Here is a 19,979-nt window from a genome sequence, read left to right as displayed (position 1 = left end):
CTGATGGAATATTCAAACCCCACGCTCGCATACGCCCCATTTTCTTCAGCGATACCAAAAGATAAGAATAAAGATAGAGATAAAGATAAAGAAAATAAGGTTTTTTGAAATTGCATGGGTGATCCTACTATGAATTAGGCTTGTTAAAAATGGGCTTAATGATACCATTAAAAAGCATAGCGCATACCAATATTTCCGGTGATATTAATATCTTTATAATCAAGCCCAAACCTAGCCCCAATGCCCGCATTCACATAAAAGGTTTTGAATAACCTTATCTCCCCGCCTGTGATAATGCTAGCAAAAGTGTTGTATCTGCCGCCATCTCTATAGCTTAGGGTGTTATTACCAATAAAACGCACCATTTTATCCCCCATAGAATTAATGAATAAGTCTCTGCCCACATCCGCAATCACAAAATAATAAGAGTTTTTATTGAAATAATGCCGACTTTCTAGGGCAAAATTGATCGTTAGAACGGATTTTTTATTAGGGTCAGCATTGGCTCTGAATTGATTATAAATAGGATCATCCATAATACCCCTTAAACCAGACAAACCAATGTAATAATAGGCTAAGCCTACTTGGGGTTTAAAAATAACGCTTTTATCTTTAAACATGAAATCATAGCCGTAATTGATTTTAGCGTCAGTCATCCAAGTGTCGTATCTGTAAGACTGATTGATGATTGAGAGTAGGGGGTCATAAGAGTTGATGAAAGTTTTATTGTATCCCCAAGTCTCATTCAAGCTCATGGTTAATTCGCTTCTTTTGATAAACGCTCGGCTATAAATGCCCATATTGACATTGCTAGAGCCTGATTGAGTGATATTTCCATGAAACCCGCTATACCCATAAGCGGCATAGCCCCCCACAATCACGCCCTTAATAAATCGGTCATACCCTACATTGATACCATATAAAGTTCCAGTGCCTCCATTAATAAAACTAGCCCCTCCAACTCCTGTCGCCCATACATTATTTTTGACTCTGTTTCTTTGAGAGTATTTTAAAATCACATCCATAGCGTTAGGGATCGCATCAGCGAATCGCTTGTTTTTAAGGGCTTCTAATCGCTCGTGAAAATCAGCACTGGCAAAGGTTGAAGTGTCAGAGAGTTTGGCTAAACGGCTCATTTGTTGCGTGTAGGTGTTGATCTGTAAAATATTGGTGGCGTCATTTTTAAAATCAGGGTTAGCGATGACTTCTAAAGTGTTGGCAATATCTCCAGCGATCGTGGTTAAATCTTTTGTGGAATGGCTTTCCAAATAATAGGGAGCGAATAAAGGACTTCCCTTAGTTTCAAAGATTTTATTGAGCCAATTAATCGCTTGATTGCCTCCAACTTGATCAATGCTATCCACGCTTTGAATGCCCTGAATTTGAGCGATATATTGTTTTAAAGTGGGGGCTTGTAGGTTATTGATAGGATCATTAGAAACAGCGATTTTCACTTTATTATAAAGAATGGAAGTGTAAATGTATTGATTTTGAGAGTCCTTAAAGCCTACAACTAAACCGCCATCTTTAATGCTCACGGCTTGCCCGTTATAGGTTAAGCCGTTGTCGCTCATCACCATGTGCTTGCCATTAATGTCAATGAGAGTGTAAAGCTTAAGGTAATTATCCAGGCTGCTGCCTCCTGTGATTTGGTCGTTATACCCGTAATAAATGGCTTTAGCGCTATCAATAAGCGTGTAAGTGCCAACTTCTTTTGAAGAAGTGTTGAATTGGATTAAGGTGTTATTGTCATTAGCCATGATTGTCGCTGCGCCTTGAGCGTTGATAATAGCATGGCTAGCTGAATGGCTAATGTTAAACACCAAATCGCCATAGCTGTTAAAATTCCCCATGACATTCAAGCCACTAGCGTTAGTGCTTAAAGTCGCTTGTTGGTTTAAGGTGAAATTACCATTAATATTGGCCGTAGAGTTAGAGGCGTTGTTAAAAGCGTTGGTGATCGTCAAATTATTGGCTTGCAAGGCCGCATTTTCATTAAGATTGAGCGTGCCTATAACGCTATTATTTTTCACTTGAGACAAATCAATAGCCCCATTAGAAGCGATGACGCCTAAGAAAGTGAAATTGTTAGCGCGCACGCTTAAAGATTCATTAGTGGGGGTTACGTTGGAGTTTGTAGAAGAGCTGTTTTTGGTTGTAGGGCAACTGGCTAAATTGACACAAATTTCCCCTTTTTGAACGCTCACGTTATTCAAACCCGCATTAAGGCTTAAGCCATTAGTAGCGTTTAGGGTTGTGATATTGATATTAGAAACATCATTAGAAGCAAAAATCAATGCGCCTTGATACTTGCTAAAGTCAATCGTGTTATCGCCATTAAAAATAATAGACTTGTTGGCGACAAAATTCAAACTGCCCCCCGTGGCGTTGCTAAAAGAGCTGTTATTGACAAAAACATAACCATTGCTTAAAAAGTTAAAATACCCTTTTTGCCAAAAATCATGCAAGCCTCTAGGCGATAAAAGAGCGCCTAAATCGTTTTCTTTGAGCGCGTTTTGTAAAGAGGGCGGCAACACGCTCCCTAAACCTTGATTATAAACGCTGCTTAACCCGCCTTGAGAAATAATATTATTAATGATATTGCTCACTAAGCCTTGACTTTCTAGCTTTTTGACCACATCTTGTCCTAAAAACTCGTTCAACAAGTCGTTCGCTACCACACCAATGTCTTTTTGCAAGCTTGCAGGGGGGTTAGTAATATCTTTTAAAACCACGCTTAAAATAGAGCTTAATTCAGAAGCGTCTATATACCCACCGATGAAATTCAAAAGCCCTTTATCGTCTAGCATGCTTTTTAAAGACTGCTTAGCAAGGTAGTTTTCTATGATGGATGGGGTAACAAAATTGCCAAAAATGCTTAGTTTTTTACTGATAATATTTTGGATTTCATTCATGACTCCACTATTATTCAATAAATCATCTAAGTTATTTTGACCTATAAGTTGGCCTAAGGTTTCATCTTGCAAGCTAGCGGGTAATTCCTTACTCAAAGGGCTTAGAGCGTTTTCTATAAAGTTTCCTAAACCGCCGGCTTGCTTGATTTTTTCCATAGCCACTTGACTAAGGACATTCGCTAAATTCCCTTGATTAAAGATTTTCTCAATCCCTTTTTGACCCAAAAGATTAAAGATATTGTCTGTAGCTTGAGCTTCTATATTAGCCTTATTCAACACTAAATTATTAGCGCTTTGAAAGGTTACATCCGCGCTCCCTCCGCTTTCAAAAGCGTTACCGCTTCCAAGCGTCCCAGTGATATAAATGCTTTTAGCTTTAAAATCAGCGTTAATGTAGCCTAAATAGGGGGAAGTTGAGCCTAATAATTGCCCCAAGTAAGTGTTTCTAAAAGAAGAACAAGTGGCACTATCTAGCGCGCAAGGACTGCTATAGCCATTGCCCCCAAACCATATAGAGCTAGTAGAGTTTGTAACATTATCTTGGGTAGCGCCTATAATTAGATTCCCGTTACTAAAGGTTTGATTGATGTTGTCAGTCAAATGGTTGATCGTTTCTAGGAGCGCTTGCTTTTGTGCTTGGGTGATTTTAATCTTATCTAAGAGCTGCAACACTTCATTAATATTAGTGATATTGTCTAGTTGGTTGGATTCAATCATTTCTTTTAAGGTAGCGGAATTTTGAGAAAGAATCCCTAAAAGCGTTTTTAAATTCTCGCTAGAAAAACCCTTATTGTAGATATTTAAACTATTCAAAGGCTGGTTGAACGGGCTATAAGTGCCTGGGGTTTGAGGCGTTTGAGAGCCTTTAGGGGTGAAAAGACCTTTAATGTTGCTTGTCAAGTAATAAGTGCCTGCTTGATTGCCGCTATAATCATAGCTATAGCCGGTAGGATTTTGCTTAGAAGCTTGGTAATTATAAAGCTCAGGAGCGATATTAAAAATAGTGTTAGAAGCCGAGTTAGGGTTATTTAAAACTTCTATGGTTAAATCCCCATTTTTAATGCTCTCTTGAATGATTTGAGAAGAATTGAGAGGGTTTATAAATGACCAAGTTTGAATGTTATTATTATCGCTATAGGTAGCGTTTTGGATTTTCATGCCATAAAAAAGGATTTTTTCATAGCCATTAGCCCCACTAATGCCAGTAATCCCTTTTTGAGCGTTTAGGATGTTGTAGGTTACAGATTTTGTGATGTTGTCAAAAATATTGATGTCAGATAAATTAATATCCCCATTATTCCCTAAAACAAACTGCCCGCTAACATTCATTAAAGCCTTAGTTAAAGAGGGCGCATAACCATTAAAATTCAACGCCCCATTAGCCGTAAGGTTATTAAAACTCAATGAGCTTGCGCTGTCAAAATTAAAGCTTGCTGTATCAATAGTCGTGTTGCCTCCAAAATCAGCCTGGCTTGCGCCTTGAAAATTGATATTAGCGTTTAAAGAGCTTGTGTTATTGGCTGATAAAACGCTATCGTCTAAATTGATAGTGGTGTTGTTTGAAAAACTAGCGCTAGAAGCGTTGAGCTTGCTACTAGCGTTAAGACTGAGTGTCCCGCCATTAAAAAAGAGACTATTAAAGACCGCTTGACTCCCGTTATAAATATTGAGACTCGCTTGATTGTTAAAAGCGCTTGTGTTATTCGCATTCAAAACGCTTTGATTGTCTAAACTTAAATTAGAATTATTATCAAGCGTTAAAGAATTTTTAAAAGCGGCTTGACTTTTATTGCCAAGCGTGATATTGGCGTTGTTTTGCAAGGTTGTATCGCCATTAAAATTCAACAAACTTTGAGAGCTAAGCGTGAAACTCGTGTTGTCTAAAAGCTGTGTCGTAGCGTTAAAATTGCTTGTCCCCCTAGAATACAAAACATTAAAAACCGCTTGCGTGTTATTGAAAATAAGGTTATTAGCCTGCAAATTATAAACTGCCCCACCATTCAAACGAGAATTGATAAAGCTTAAAGAATTAGTAGCGTTAGCACTAATAACACTTGATCCTCCAGGGTTTGTAAAGCCGCTGAACGAAGCGTTAGAAAACGAAATATTTTTAGCGCTAAAACTGAATTTCCCCCAAGTCATATCGCTAAAACTAGAATTGGTTACACTGATATTATTGGTAGCGTCAAAAGCGGCATAGGAATGCTGACTAGCCCCCGTTTGAATCATTTTAGTAACGGTTTCAGCGTCATTATAATTCAAGCCATCCATAGTGATGTTATCGCTTGCTTTAAAGGTAATGTTCGCTCCCCCACCATCTGAATTTGAAACGCCTTCACCGGTTTTAAAATTATTGGTCAAGTAAATGTTAGCCGCACTAAAAGTTCCCGTGATATAGCCAAAGCCTCCATGCCCTATCCAAATCAAGCCGTTATCATTCACGCTCTCTGTATTGTTCCCTATGATTAAAGTGCCATTTTGGATATTAACGCCAAAACTCCTTCCAAACAAATTAGCTGTATAAGTGCTGAGCGTGTTGGCGCTTTGACCGCTCTGTCCTGAAAGGTTAGGATCAATATAATAAACCCCTTTGTTTGAGTAAGTTTTGTTTTGAAGCCAATAAACCCCACTCCACACGCTTTCTGCAGGTGGATTTTGAGTAGGCGTGGGCGGAACTTGACTAGGGGGAGTGTTTGGCGCTGTGTGTTTTGTAGGAGTGGGTGCATGGCTTGGTGTAGGATTTGGTGTGGGGCTTGTAGGCTTAGCGTTAGCTATCGCTTGTTCTAATCCCTCTTGTTCAGCGTTAAAAGCGTTTTCTTCACTTTGTAAGGTTTGCTCATCTTGTTGTTCTTGTTTTTGAGCTTGATTGAAAGCTTGTTCGTTAAAGCCTGTGGTGGAGTTGGCTAATTGTTTGAGATTGTTTAAATCTCCTTGTAACGCTTTTTCGTCTTGTTGGATTTGTTGGTTGGTGTTTTCTAAATTTTGAGCGTCTTTAGCGACAGCAGCATTTTTGCTTTGAGTGTAGCTTGTATCGTTATTTGCGATCGTGTTGTCGCTAGTCGCACCATTCAAAGCGCTTTGGGAATTATTGACATCCTCTTGATAGGTTTGTTGGGCTTCTTGTTGTAAATTGTCGCCTAAAAATTGAGTGGTAATGGATTGGTTGTTAAAGGTTTCTTGTAAGGTTTCATCTTGCCCATTAATATCAAAGGTTACATCATAAGTGTTGTTACCCACTTCAACATGGCTAATGGCTTTATCGCCCTTATAGTTGATTAAATCCCACAAATAGCTTTGATAAACCCCATATTGGATCGCCCCGTTTGTAGTGAGAATATCATAGGTTTGATCATTATTAAGGGTTTGATTGAGGTTAAAGATCGCATTAGAACCAAAAGACACGCTGCCTTTAAGGCTAGCAAAAGGCGAACTTGAATTTAAAGTGTTAGCGCCTGAGAAACTCACCTTGCCGGTATTAAAGTGATAAGCGCCTTGATTGAAGGTGTTATTATTAAAGCTAGCGTTGTCATTAAAGTGATAAGTCCCTTGATTGAAGGTGTTATTATTAAAGCTAGCGTTGTCATTAAAGTGATAAGTCCCTTGATTGAAGGTGTTATTATTAAAGCTAGCGTTGTCATTAAAGTGATAAGTCCCTTGATTGAAACTACTATTATCAAAGCTTAAAGTGGTGCTGTTACTAAAGTTATAAGCGCCTTGATTGAAGCTGGTTTTATCAAAGGAGATAGCGCTATGATTATTATTACCGCTGAAACTAAAGCCCCCATCAGTGTCGTCTGTAAAGCTAGAGCCACTGACCTTGATGTTAGAGCCTTTAAAATTCATGTAAGATTTTTGCGTCCCTGCATCGCTGTTATCCAAACTCGCTTGATTGATAGTGATATTGTTAGCCGCGTTAAAATTGAGCGTGGCCCCACCGCCATCAGCGTATGAGTTTCCGGTTGTTAAATGGCTAGAATTAAAATTAATCGTTTGAGCGTCATAAGTGCCTGTGATATAGCCGACATCACCCCCATTAATACCTGTGCCTCCAAAGCGGATATTCCCTCCCACATTAAGCGTGCCATTATTGAATTTTTGCGTGAAACTAGCCCCACCAGGGCTATAAGTGGTAAGGGTGTTTAAATAGTAAGTCCCAGAGCCTTGAGCGCTACTAAAAAGGCAATAGGAGTTGTGCGTGGGGGAGTTAGGGCCGCTTTCAATATTATCTTGATAACTCCAAGACGACCATGACCAATAACGGCATTCGCTAGCCCTTAGGTGAGATAATCCTCCCAACGCTCCTATCAATAAAATCGAAGCTTTTAAAAAAGATTTGTTTTTATTAAAGGGCTTTTTAATGGATTTTGTTTTTTTATGGCGTTTTAAGGGCTTTTCACATTTTAAGATTTGATTCAATGTGAAAATTTTCTTTGAGATCTTACTCAATTTGAAAGATCCTTTTGAAATAAACCTAGAAATCAATCTGGCCTTTTTAAACGCCATTCAAAACTCCAATCGTTTTTATAAATCCCACATTATACAACTTGATGTTAAACAAACTCAAAAAGATTCGCAAAATGACTTAATAATGATACATAAACTGCGCCATATCCACCAAACGATTAGAATACCCCCATTCGTTATCATACCACCCCATGATTTTGACCATATTCTCTAGCGTGAAAGTCAAATCAGGCGCGATGATGACGCTGCTAGGGTTAGAAATGAAATCAGAACTCACCCTTTCTTTTAAATCTATCTCTAGCACGCCTTTTAAAACCCCTTTGGAAGCTTCAATCAATAAATCATTGATGGGATCTTTAGGGGTCTTTTTTTCTAAAAACAAACTCAAATCTATCATGGACACATCAAGGCTAGGCACCCTCACGCTATGCCCATGCATTTTGTTTTTGAGGTTGGGTAACACTTTATGCAAGGCTAGGGCGGCTTTAGTGGTGGTGGGGATAATGTTGCTTGCAGCCGCTCTGGAGCGTCGTTTGTCTAAAGGGTGGGCCAAATCAATGAGTTTTTGATCGCTCGTGTAGCTATGAATGGTCGTTAGCATGCCCTCTTTAATGCCAAAAGCTTTATCTAAAATCGCGCAAATGGGCGCGATAGCGTTAGTCGTGCAAGAGGCGTTAGAAACAATGGCTTGGTTTTGATAGAGAAAATGATTGACCCCATACACTAAAGTGGGGTATTGTTTTTCATCGTATTCGCCCATAAAGGGAGCGGACAACAACACCTTTTTAGCCCCAAGCAAAAGGTAATTTTCTAGCGTTTTAGGCTCTAAAAACTTCCCTGAACACTCTATGATAACACCCACGCCCTTCAAGTCTTTGATGCTATTAAAAACAGGGATTTCTAACGAGCCGATAATAAGCTTATGATTAGAGTAACGCGCCTCCTTATTGAGCAATCCATGCACGCTGTCATGCTCTAAAAGATAAGCGAGAATTTCCCAATTAGCGGGGTCATTGATGCCTATCACTTCTAGTTGAGGGTTTGTACCATTGTGCTCTAAAATCGCTCTTAAAACGCATCTCCCAATGCGGCCAAATCCATTGATAAAAATTTTCATCGTAACTATTATCCTATTTTCAGACTTCAATTTCAATTTTAGGGGGTTTTGTTTGGTATTTTACTACATTTTGTGCTATTATATTGGACCTAGCTGTAGGGTTAATTAAAATTATTTATTGAGTTGAAATTCAAGGAGTAAAACATGGCATTGTATGACAGAGCGAATTCTCGTAATGCGTATGCAGAAGATTCTGTGTTGCATGAAAGCGAGCTGGTGGGTTTTGTTAAAACGACTTACAAGTTCTTTGCAGGCAGTTTGTTATTAGCGACTATTGGAGCGTTATTAGGTTTAATGAATTTTCAAGCCGTAGTGCAGTATAAATGGGTGTTTTTTATCGCTGAAATTGCGGCGTTATTTGGTTTGATGTTTTCTAAATCCAAACCTGGATTGAATCTATTCATGCTGTTTGCTTTCACTTCATTATCAGGGGTTACGCTAGTGCCTTTGTTGGGTATGGTGATTGCAAAAGCTGGTTTAGGAGCGATTTGGCAAGCTTTAGGCATGACAACTATTGTTTTTGGTTTGATGAGCGTGTATGCCCTTAAAACTAAAAGCGACTTAGCGAATATGGGTAAAATGCTCTTCATCGCTTTGATTGTGGTGGTGGTGTGTTCGCTCATTAACTTGTTTTTGGGTAGCCCCATGTTCCAGGTTGTCATTGCGGGAGCGAGCACGATTTTATTCAGTCTTTATATCGCTTATGACACCCAAAACATCGTTAAAGGCATGTATGATAGCCCCATTGATGCGGCGGTGGACTTGTATTTAGACTTTTTGAATGTCTTTATTTCTATCTTGCAAATCATTGGTATTTTTTCAGACAGAGACAAATAGTTTGAAAAAATAGGGGGGGACGCCACGCAAAAACCTAATAAAAAATACTTTAAAATATTAATAACGCTTCGTTGATATTCTTTCTTTAAGGATGAGTTATGCCTAAACGCACCGACATTTCCAACATTCTACTGATAGGATCAGGTCCTATTGTGATCGGTCAAGCTTGTGAGTTTGACTACTCAGGGACTCAAAGTTGTAAAACCTTAAAATCTTTAGGTTATAGAGTGATCTTAATCAATTCTAACCCAGCCACCGTGATGACTGATCCTGAATTTTCTCATCAAACTTATATCCAACCCATCACTGGAGAAAATATCGCCACTATCATCAAAAAAGAAAAGATTGACGCTATTTTACCCACAATGGGCGGGCAAACCGCCTTGAATGCGGTCATGCAAATGCACCAAAGGGGCATGTTAGAAGGCGTGGAGCTTTTGGGGGCTAAGATTGAAGCGATTAAAAAAGGCGAAGACAGGCAGGCTTTCAAAGAAGCGATGTTAAAAATCGGGATGGATTTGCCTAAAGGGCGTTACGCTTATAACGAGTTAGAAGCCCTAGAAGCCATTAATGAGATCGGTTTTCCAGCCATTATCAGAGCGAGTTTCACGCTAGCTGGGGGGGGGAGTGGGGTCGCTTATAATATTGAAGAGTTTCAAGAATTGGCTAAAAACGCCCTAGACGCTTCGCCCATTAATGAAATTTTGATTGAAGAGTCCTTATTGGGGTGGAAAGAATACGAAATGGAAGTCATACGAGACAGCAAGGATAATTGCATCATCGTGTGCTGTATTGAAAACATTGATCCCATGGGCGTTCATACCGGCGATAGCATCACGATCGCTCCAAGCCTCACCCTAACCGATAAAGAATACCAACGCATGCGCGATGCGAGCTTTGCGATTTTGAGAGAAATTGGCGTGGATACGGGCGGGAGTAATGTGCAATTTGCGATCCATCCAGAGACTTTAAGAATGGTTGTGATTGAAATGAACCCACGAGTGAGCCGCAGCTCCGCGCTAGCTTCAAAAGCGACCGGTTTTCCCATTGCAAAAGTCGCTACCATGCTTGCGGTGGGTTTTAGCTTAGATGAAATCAAAAACGATATTACCAACACCCCGGCGAGCTTTGAGCCTGCATTAGATTATATTGTGGTGAAAATCCCTCGCTTTGCGTTTGAAAAATTTGCCGGTGTTTCTAGCACTTTAGGGACTTCTATGAAAAGCATTGGCGAAGTGATGGCGATAGGGGGGAATTTCTTAGAAGCCTTACAAAAAGCGCTATGCTCTTTGGAAAACAATTGGCTAGGGTTTGAATCGTTAAGCAAAGATTTAGAAGCGATCAAAAAGGAAATCCGCCGGCCCAATCCCAAACGCTTGCTCTATATCGCTGATGCGTTCAGGCTCGGCGTTTGTGTGGATGAAGTGTTTGAATTATGCCAGATTGACAAGTGGTTTTTATCTCAAATTCAAAAACTAGTCAAAGCAGAAGAGGGTATCAATTCTAGCGTTTTAACGGACGCCAAAAAATTAAGAGGGCTTAAAAATTTAGGCTTTAGCGATGCTAGGATTGCCGCTAAAATCAAAGAAAATGAAAATTTAGGGGTCAGTCCTTTTGAAGTGGAATTAGCTAGAATGAATTTACAAATCGCGCCCAATTTTGAAGAAGTGGACACTTGTGCGGCGGAGTTTTTATCGCTCACGCCTTATTTGTATTCCACCTATGCCCCTAACCCTTTGCCCCCTATTGGAAACAAACAAGAAAAACAAGAAAAGAAAATCCTAATCATAGGCTCTGGGCCTAACCGCATCGGTCAAGGCATTGAATTTGATTATTGTTGCGTGCATGCGAGCTTTGCTTTAAAAGATTTAAACATTAAAAGCGTCATGCTCAATTGCAATCCAGAAACTGTGAGCACAGATTATGATACCAGTGATACGCTCTATTTTGAACCCATTCATTTTGAATGCGTGAAAAGCATCATTCAAAGGGAGCGAGTGGATGGCATTATCGTGCATTTTGGAGGACAAACCCCTTTAAAACTCGCTAAAGATTTAGCCAAAATGCAAGCCCCCATTATTGGCACGCCTTTTAAAGTGATTGACATTGCTGAAGATAGAGAGAAATTTTCCCTCTTTTTAAAAGAGCTTGACATCAAGCAGCCTGAAAACGGCATGGCTAAAAGCGTTGATGAAGCTTATAGCATCGCTAATGTGATTGGTTTCCCTATTATTGTGCGCCCTAGTTATGTGCTAGGCGGCCAACACATGCAAATTTTAGAAAATATTGAAGAATTGCGCCATTATTTAGAAAGCGTTACGCATTCTTTGGAGATTAGCCCTAAAAATCCGCTCCTCATTGATAAGTTTTTAGAAAAAGCAGTGGAATTAGATGTGGATGCCATTTGCGATAAAAAAGAGGTCTATATTGCTGGCATTTTACAGCATATTGAAGAAGCGGGTATCCATTCAGGCGACTCTGCATGCTTTATCCCTTCCACTCTAAACCCTAAAATTTTAGATGAAATTGAGCGAGTGAGCGCAAAAATCGCTCTGCATTTAGGCGTAGTAGGGCTATTGAATATCCAATTTGCTGTTTATGAAAATTCGCTGTATTTGATTGAAGTCAATCCCAGAGCCAGCCGAACCGTGCCTTTTTTAAGCAAGGCTTTAGGCATTCCTTTAGCCAAAGTGGCGACTAGGGTTATGGTGTTAGAAGATTTGAAAGAAGCCCTGAAGTTTTATGATAAAAAAAATATCGTAGAATATTCTAAAGGCGTTTATAAGCCTAAAATGCCCCATTTTGTGGCTTTAAAAGAAGCGGTTTTCCCTTTTAATAAACTTTATGGATCGGATCTGATTTTAGGGCCTGAGATGAAAAGCACCGGCGAAGTGATGGGGATTGCTAGATCTTTAGGGCTTGCATTTTTCAAGGCTCAAACGGCTTGCTTTAACCCCATTAAAAACAAGGGGCTTATTTTTGCCTCTATTAAAGATAAGGATAAAGAAGAAGCGTGCGTTTTAATGAAACGATTGGTTCAGTTAGGCTTTGAATTGTGCGCCACAGAAGGCACGCATAAAGCTTTGGAAAAAGCCGGGGTGAAGTCTTTAAAAGTGCTTAAAATCTCTGAAGGCCGTCCCAATATCATGGATTTGATGATGAATGGGGAAATCAGCATGGCTATCAACACCAGCGATCACAAATCTCAAGATGACGCCAAACTCATTCGCACTTCTGTGCTTAAAAACCATGTGAGTTATTTCACGACTTTAAGCGCGATAGAAGTCTTACTTTTAGCGTTAGAAGAAAGCTCTCAAAAAGACGAGTTGTTAGCCTTACAAGACTATTTAAAGTAGCTTGATGGCGTTAGTGTATCTCGTTCAAAGCGATACCACGATAGGATTGCTTTCTAAAGACAGCGAAAAGCTCAACGCTTTAAAAAAGCGCCCTAAAAACCAAAGCGTTTTAATAGAAAGCGCTGATTTTAGCACCCTAAAAAGCCTAGTGCGCGCGCCCAATGCGTTTAAAAACCTCATCAGAAGAAGCGCTAAAACCACTTTTATTTACCCTAATTCTAAAGCCGTTCGTGTGATTAGGGGCAGGCATGGGGATTTTTTAAAGCGTTTTAAAACGCTCTATAGCACCTCAGCCAATCTCACCCAATGCACTTATGATAAAGAAATCGCTTCCAGCCTCGCTGATGTCATTGTGAGCGATGAAAGGGGTTTGTTTGAAAGCGCTAGTTCTAAAATATTCAAACTCTATAAAGATAAAAAAGTGAGGGTGAGGTAGAAAAGACCTTTCGCATTCTGCGCGTTTTGAAAGGGGTTTTTGTGGGATTTTTCTAAAAGTTTATCATTCGTTTATTAAAAATAGCTAGCTCTTTTAAGGCGATTGTAATATTTTTTTGACTATAATAACACCTTTATTTTTTAAGAGAAATTATTATCATATTTAGGATTTTAAGAATGAATGACAAGCGTTTTAGGAAGTATTGGAGTTTTTCTATTTTTTTGTCCTTATTAGGCATGTTTGAATTAGAGGCCAAAGAAGAAGAAAAAGAAGAAAGAAAGACAGAAAGAAAAAAGGATAAAGAAAAGAACGCCCAACACACTCTAGGTAAGGTTACCACTCAAGCGGCTAAAATCTTTAATTACAACAACCAGACAACCATTTCAAGTAAAGAATTAGAAAGAAGGCAAGCCAACCAAATCAGCGACATGTTTAGAAGAAACCCTAATATCAATGTGGGCGGTGGCGCAGTGATAGCGCAAAAGATTTATGTGCGCGGTATTGAAGACAGATTGGCTCGGGTTACGGTGGATGGCGCGGCGCAAATGGGTGCAAGCTATGGACATCAAGGCAATACGATCATTGACCCTGGAATGCTTAAAAGCGTGGTGGTTACTAAAGGGGCGGCTCAAGCGAGTGCTGGGCCTATGGCTTTGATTGGCGCGATCAAAATGGAAACTAGGAGTGCTGGCGATTTTATCCCTAAGGGTAAAGATTACGCCATAAGTGGGGCTGCCACTTTTTTGACCAACTTTGGGGACAGGGAAACCGTGATGGGCGCTTATCGTAACCATCATTTTGATGCGCTTTTGTATTACACGCACCAAAATATTTTTTACTATCGTGATGGGGATAATGCGATGAAAAATCTTTTTGACCCTAAAGCGGATAATAAAGTTACAGCAAGCCCTAGCGAGCAAAACAATGTGATGGCTAAGATCAATGGTTATTTGAGCGAAAGGGACACCTTAACGCTCAGTTATAACATGACTAGAGATAACGCTAACCGCCCTTTAAGAGCGAATTTTACAGGCACTTTTTTACCCTATTCTTGCGGTGATTTTAACGCTTTCCCTAACGAGAAAAGCCCTGATGATTGCTTGTTTGAAAATGACGCTAGTTTGTTTAAAACTTATAGCGTCAATTTAGTGCATAATGTGAGTTTGAATTATGAAAGAGAAGGGGGGAGTCGCTTTGGTGATCCTAAATTAAAAATCAATGGTTATACAAGCATTAGGAATGTCCAAATTGATCCGCTTTTTAAGCCTAACGATATAGCGGCTATCATCCCTTTCACCCCAAACCCGCAACTTTCTCAAGGTGAAGAAAATCAATGCGTGGCGCAAGGGGGTATTTATGACGCTCTTAAACAAACTTGCTCCATCACTTTTAAAAGCCTTGGAGGAGGATCTGTGGTGGCTAATAAAAATTTATTCATCATCAATTCTGGGTTCAATGCGAACGTGATTCACACCATAGACCACAAGAATGACAATCTTTTTGAATACGGGTTGAATTACCAGAATTTGACCACTTTTGATAAAGCGATCCCTAATAGCGAATTAGTCAAACCCGGCGATGCCCCTGATGCGTGCTTAAGGGTTACAAGCCCTAATGATCCCAATATGAATGGGCGTTGCCAACGAAATGGCGCTACGGCGAATGTGATTGGGGTGTATGCGCAAGCGAATTACACCTTGCATCCTATGGTAACTTTAGGGGCAGGGACTCGTTATGATGTCTATACTTTAGTGGATAAAGACTGGCAATTGCACGTAACTCAAGGGTTTAGCCCGAGCGCGGCTTTAAACGTCTCGCCTTTAGAAAATTTGAATTTCAGGCTTTCTTACGCGTATGTAACTAGAGGCCCTATGCCTGGAGGTTTGGTGTGGATGCGTCAAGATAATTTGCGCTATAACCGCAATTTAAAGCCAGAAATCGGGCAAAATGTGGAATTTAACACCGAATACAGCAGTCAGTATTTTGATTTCAGAGCCGCCGGTTTTGTCCAATTGATTTCTAATTACATCAATCAATTTTCTTCAACGCTTTTTGTAACCAACTTGCCCGCGCAAGATATTATTTATGTGCCGGGTTATGAAGTTTCAGGGACGGCTAAATACAAAGGTTTTTCTTTAGGCTTGAGCGTGGCGCGATCATGGCCTTCTTTAAAGGGGCGTTTGATCGCTGATGTGTATGAATTGGCGGCTACAACCGGCAATGTGTTTATTTTAACGGCAAGCTATATAATCCCACGCACCGGCCTTAGCATCACTTGGCTTTCACGCTTTGTTACGGATTTGAGTTATTGCTCTTATAGCCCTTATCGTAACGGCCCTACGGATATTGACAGACGGCCTAGTAATTGCCCTAAAACGCCCGGGATTTTTCATGTGCATAAACCCGGCTATGGGGTGAGCAGTTTCTTTGTAACCTACAAACCCACCTATAAGAAGCTTGAAGGGTTGAGCTTGAACGCGGTGTTTAACAATATTTTTAACCAACAATATATTGATCAAGCCAGCCCGGTGATGAGCCCTGATGAACCCAATCAAGACAAATATGCAAGGGGCATGGCAGAGCCTGGCTTTAACGCTAGGTTTGAAATTTCCTATAAGTTTTAATAATGGAGCTAAAAATGAGGGTTTCATGGGTAGCGAGTTGATCAAAAATAAAACATTCTTTAGAAGTAACAAATACATATGATTTTAATCCTTTAATTTTAAACCAATTTACAATGAGGGTTATTTTTTGTAAAATAGGGTTGTGGATTTTAATTAATATTTTAATTTTATGTTATTTTTGATTATAATTATAATCCCAACAAAAAAGATCATACAATTAAAATTAGGGAGAGTTTAGTGAGGCAAGAAAAGTATTTTTTGACTTCTTCTTTATCGCTTTTATCGTTTTTATTATGTCCTGTAGAAGCTTTTGATTATCGGTTTAGCGGTCGTGTGGAGAACTTTTCTAAGATTGGTTTTAACAATTCTCAAATCAATACCAAAAAAGGGATTTATCCTACCGAAAGTTTTATAGATATTGTAATTTTAGCGCAAGTCAAAGTCAATTTACTCCCTAAAGGCACCGAAAACCATAGGCTCTCTGTTTCTTTGGGTGGGGCGATTGCAGCCATTCCTTATGATAAGACTAAGAACGATATTAACCAAGCTAATGGGAAGATTTTTGGCTCAATTGTAGAGAATTTCATTGGGGGCTATCATGGATACTTTTTTAATAAGTATCTTGGCCCTGCTTATGCGGGGACTTCTCAATCAGCGAGCTATCATGCAAGGCCTTATGTGGTGGATACCGCTTTTTTACGATACGATTACAAAGATGTTTTTGGGTTTAAGGCGGGGCGTTATGAAGCGAACATTGATTTTATGAGCGGTTCCAATCAAGGGTGGGAAGTGTATTATCAGCCCTATAAGACTGAAACGCAAAGGTTAAGATTTTGGTGGTGGAGTTCTTTTGGGAGAGGTTTGGCGTTTAACTCTTGGATTTATGAGTTTTTTGCGACAGTGCCTTATTTGAAAAAGGGAGGCAATCCTAGTAACAGCAACGATTTCATCAATTATGGCTGGCATGGGATCACCACGACTTATTCTTATAAAGGTTTAGACGCTCAATTTTTTTATTATTTTGCGCCTAAGACTTATAACGCTCCTGGTTTTAAGCTAGTCTATGACACGAATAGGAATTTTGAAAATGTAGGCTTTCGCTCTCAAAGCATGATAATGACAACCTTTCCTTTATACTATAGGGGGTGGTATAACCCAGAGACAAAAACTTATAGTTTAGAAGACAGCACGCCTCATGGCTCGTTGTTGGGGAGGAATGGCGTTACTTTAAATATCCGCCAGGTTTTTTGGTGGGATAATTTCAACTGGTCCATTGGCTTTTATAACACCTTTGGCAATTCGGACGCTTTTTTAGGCTCTCACACGATGCCAAGGGGTAATAACACTTCCTATATCAGTAATGAAATCTCAGTAACGACTAGGCATGCCGGAATGATCGGCTATGATTTTTGGGATAATACGGCTTATGACGGGCTGGCTGATGCGATCACTAACGCGAATACTTTCACTTTTTACACTTCGGTTGGAGGGATCCACAAGCGTTTCGCATGGCATGTTTTTGGGCGCGTCTCTCATGCGAATAAAAATGCGTTAGGGCAAGTGGGGAGGGCTAATGAATATTCTTTGCAATTCAATGCGAGCTATGCGTTCACTGAATCGGTTCTCCTTAACTTTAGGATCACTTATTATGGGGCTAGGATCAATAAAGGGTATCAAGTAGGGTATTTTGGAGCGCCCAAGTTCAATGACCCTGATGGTGATTTTAGCGCGAATTACCAAGACAGAAGTTACATGATGACCAACCTCACGCTGAAGTTTTGATTTTCAATCAAATCGCAGCAAGTTAAAAAAACACTCCAAAGCATTTTTTAAAACCTAAATATAAAAGACTTTGTGCAAGCAAGTGAGAGCTTTTTAAAAGCGCTTCCTAGAGGTTAGGGGGATTTAGTTTTTTTGGGGGGTTGTGGGGGTTTCAAAATGCCCCTTATCCCCTTAAAAATGGGTTTTACCATAAAATTTAGAACCATAAAACAAAGTTTTAAACCACAGAAACCCTAAACGCCTTTAGCGTTTGAACGCTTCACCATTAAAGCGTTCTTAGGGGATAATCTTAATATTTGACAACATTTGATAAATATTTTAGGTTGTTTTTCTAAGTATAAAAATTTTGAAGCGCTAAGGTTTTCAAAAGTTTTTAATCAAGAGTTGTGAAGTGCCAAACCGCTAAAGACGATTGGGGTTTCTGCTTGGGTGGTTTTAAATATAAAAGAGCTTTGAAGCGCTAAGGTTTTTAAAAGTTTTTAATCAAGCGTTTTAAAATCTCAATAAGCCTTGAGCGTTAAGCTTTTTGTGAGTGGTAGTTTTTAATCAAGCGTTCTTATTTTTAAGCGTTCTTTTAAGGGGGGTTAATCCCACTATTTGATAAGGATTTTAGGTTGTTTTTAAAGTGGGGGGTTAAAGGGTTTGTTCAAAGCCTAATCGCAGCAAGTTAAAAACACTCCAAGGCGTATTTTAAAATAAACATAACAAACATAGTAAAAGAACTTGCTCAAGCAAATTTTTAAGCGTTCTTATAGGGGTTAATCCCATTATTTGAGATCATTTGATAGGGATTTTTAGGTTGTTTTAAAGTGGGGGTTAAAAGGGGTTTGTTCAAAGCCTATAAAAGGCCTTGAGCTTTTTTAGAAAGCGTAGCCATAGACCCAATACACGCTATAAGGGCGGAAGTATTTCACTTCAGCGCCGCCAGCTTTATAATAAGTGTTGTAAATCGTAGGGATTTGCACACCGATTTCTATAGAATGCTGGTTATGGCTTTTTAGGTCTTTTTTCAAGATACCAAAGTTCATGCGTAACCCCACATCAAACAAGAATTGGAATTTTGTCGCTGTAGGTCTGCTCGCAAGCTGAGGGCTATTTCTTAGCGTGCTGATGTAAGTATCCCCTGCGAGTTGGATCCCCCCAAAGAAGCCCGCATTAAGACTTCGGCTACCAAAAGAGCGGCTAAACACATTGTAAAGCACATCAGTCCCCACCCCATAAGTGAGCAAATTGACTTGATTGTAAGTAGGGCCATTACCCACGCCCGCGCCGTTATAGCTGAAGAAGCCGTAGTAGCGTAAGCCCACATTCTTATTTTCTCCAAAGAATTGCTTATAACCGATTTTAGTGATAAACCCGTTAAACGCATTCACTTGAGAGCTGTTACCAGCAGCGAAATTCCCAAGCCATGGGTTAGCTTTAAGCTCGTTATTCAAAGCGGTAACTTTAGCCAAAGTGTTTGTGGTGTTGTTTAATAGTTGGGTAGAGCGCGCTTGATCAATATTCCCGCCATAGCTCACTTGATAGCCTGTTGAATTGCTGATGTTAGCGTTGTTGGCTAGCGTTAAAGCGTTTTGAGAAGTATTGACGATATTTTGCACCAAGCTAGTAAATTCCTTAGCGCTCAAATCATTCCCAGCGTTAGCCGAGTTGAAGACATGTTGGGCTAAAGCGGCGTCTAAAAACGCTCCCGCAGCCCCGCTATCACCGCTTGGCCCCATAGTGATTGAAGCTTGCTTTAGGATATAAGCGATTTGTTGAGCGGTAACATTATTCCCGTAAGCTTGATTAGTGTTGTTTTGAAAAATCCCACCCGCTTGGTTATTGGCGTTTAAGAACGAGTTCATGTAAGCCAAATAAACGCTAGCGGTGTTAAGATTACTGAGCTGGTTGGAGAGATTAGCGCTCGTGGTGTTGTTGTTGCCTTGAAAGATATTGTTTTTGAGATCTTGACTCAAAGTTTTGATAGAGCTAACCATTTCGTTATAAAGAGTCAGGTTGCCTTGGAAACAAGGAGAATTACTAGCAACAGTAGTAGCGCCACTAGCGTTACCACTACATTGATGAATATTACCATTACTAGTATTCAAAGTAGGATACAAATCAATCAAATTGCCTAATTGGTTCATAAAGAGGTTGCCTAAAGTCCCGGCGACATTGCCTCCTGTGCCTGCAATATTGATATTGGTGTTGTTTGTCGTGGTAGAGTTTAACAAGCCGGCTAATTCTTCGGCTTTGATTTTACCCGGGTTTTTCACTTGCTGGACTACCTGACCTAATTCATACCCAAAGGTCATAAAGCCCCCATCTTCTTCAGCGCCCACTGGATTGAAGCTCAAGCTCAACGCTAGGCTTAAAGGGGCTAAGAATCTTACTTTTTGAGATTGTGTCATTAAATTTTCCTTAATCATTTTGAATGGCTTTAAATTTTGTTTCATGTTTGTCTCT

General features: G+C 39.8%; 8 protein-coding genes. 5 read left to right on the top strand and 3 right to left on the bottom strand.

Annotation, left to right across the window (positions count from 1 at the left end; translation table 11 throughout):
- Positions 1 to 167: 167 nt before the first annotated feature.
- Both H7N67_RS06800 and gap read right to left on the bottom strand, forming a co-directional pair.
- The gene (locus H7N67_RS06800; protein WP_187939476.1) at positions 168 to 7,418 is read right to left on the bottom strand and encodes a vacuolating cytotoxin domain-containing protein; all 7,251 of its coding nucleotides are present in this window, start codon (positions 7,416 to 7,418) and stop codon (positions 168 to 170) included.
- 79 nt (positions 7,419 to 7,497) lie between these two features.
- Positions 7,498 to 8,496, bottom strand: a complete 999-nt coding sequence (gene gap, locus H7N67_RS06795; RefSeq protein ID WP_187939475.1) for a type I glyceraldehyde-3-phosphate dehydrogenase — start codon at positions 8,494 to 8,496, stop codon at positions 7,498 to 7,500.
- A 144-nt stretch (positions 8,497 to 8,640) separates the two neighbouring features.
- Between gap and H7N67_RS06790 the strand changes: the two genes are divergently transcribed.
- From H7N67_RS06790 to hofG, 5 genes are all read left to right on the top strand, one after another.
- On the top strand, positions 8,641 to 9,333 hold the full coding sequence (locus H7N67_RS06790; protein WP_187939474.1) for a Bax inhibitor-1/YccA family protein: 693 nt from the start codon (positions 8,641 to 8,643) through the stop codon (positions 9,331 to 9,333).
- Positions 9,334 to 9,431: 98 nt separating this feature from the next.
- Positions 9,432 to 12,689: a carbamoyl-phosphate synthase large subunit gene (carB, locus tag H7N67_RS06785; RefSeq protein WP_187939473.1), complete on the top strand. Its 3,258-nt coding sequence runs from the start codon at positions 9,432 to 9,434 to the stop codon at positions 12,687 to 12,689.
- Between the two features lie 4 nt (positions 12,690 to 12,693).
- Positions 12,694 to 13,125, top strand: coding sequence for an L-threonylcarbamoyladenylate synthase (locus H7N67_RS06780; RefSeq protein ID WP_001230011.1), 432 nt, complete (start codon positions 12,694 to 12,696; stop codon positions 13,123 to 13,125).
- A gap of 176 nt (positions 13,126 to 13,301) precedes the next feature.
- Positions 13,302 to 15,749, top strand: a complete 2,448-nt coding sequence (locus tag H7N67_RS06775; protein WP_187939472.1) for a TonB-dependent receptor domain-containing protein — start codon at positions 13,302 to 13,304, stop codon at positions 15,747 to 15,749.
- A 237-nt stretch (positions 15,750 to 15,986) separates the two neighbouring features.
- Complete coding sequence (gene hofG / locus H7N67_RS06770; protein ID WP_187939471.1) at positions 15,987 to 17,531, top strand: outer membrane beta-barrel protein HofG; 1,545 nt, start codon at positions 15,987 to 15,989, stop codon at positions 17,529 to 17,531.
- 860 nt (positions 17,532 to 18,391) lie between these two features.
- On the opposite strand, the gene alpB is transcribed toward hofG, so the two are convergent.
- Positions 18,392 to 19,969: a Hop family adhesin AlpB gene (alpB, locus tag H7N67_RS06765; RefSeq protein ID WP_187939470.1), complete on the bottom strand. Its 1,578-nt coding sequence runs from the start codon at positions 19,967 to 19,969 to the stop codon at positions 18,392 to 18,394.
- Between the last annotated feature and the right edge of the window lie 10 nt (positions 19,970 to 19,979).

The organism is Helicobacter pylori, assembly GCF_014498195.1.
Classification (GTDB): domain Bacteria; phylum Campylobacterota; class Campylobacteria; order Campylobacterales; family Helicobacteraceae; genus Helicobacter; species Helicobacter pylori_DO.
The sequence above is the reverse complement of the archived record's forward strand: the minus strand, read 5'-3'. Positions and strand labels throughout refer to the sequence as shown.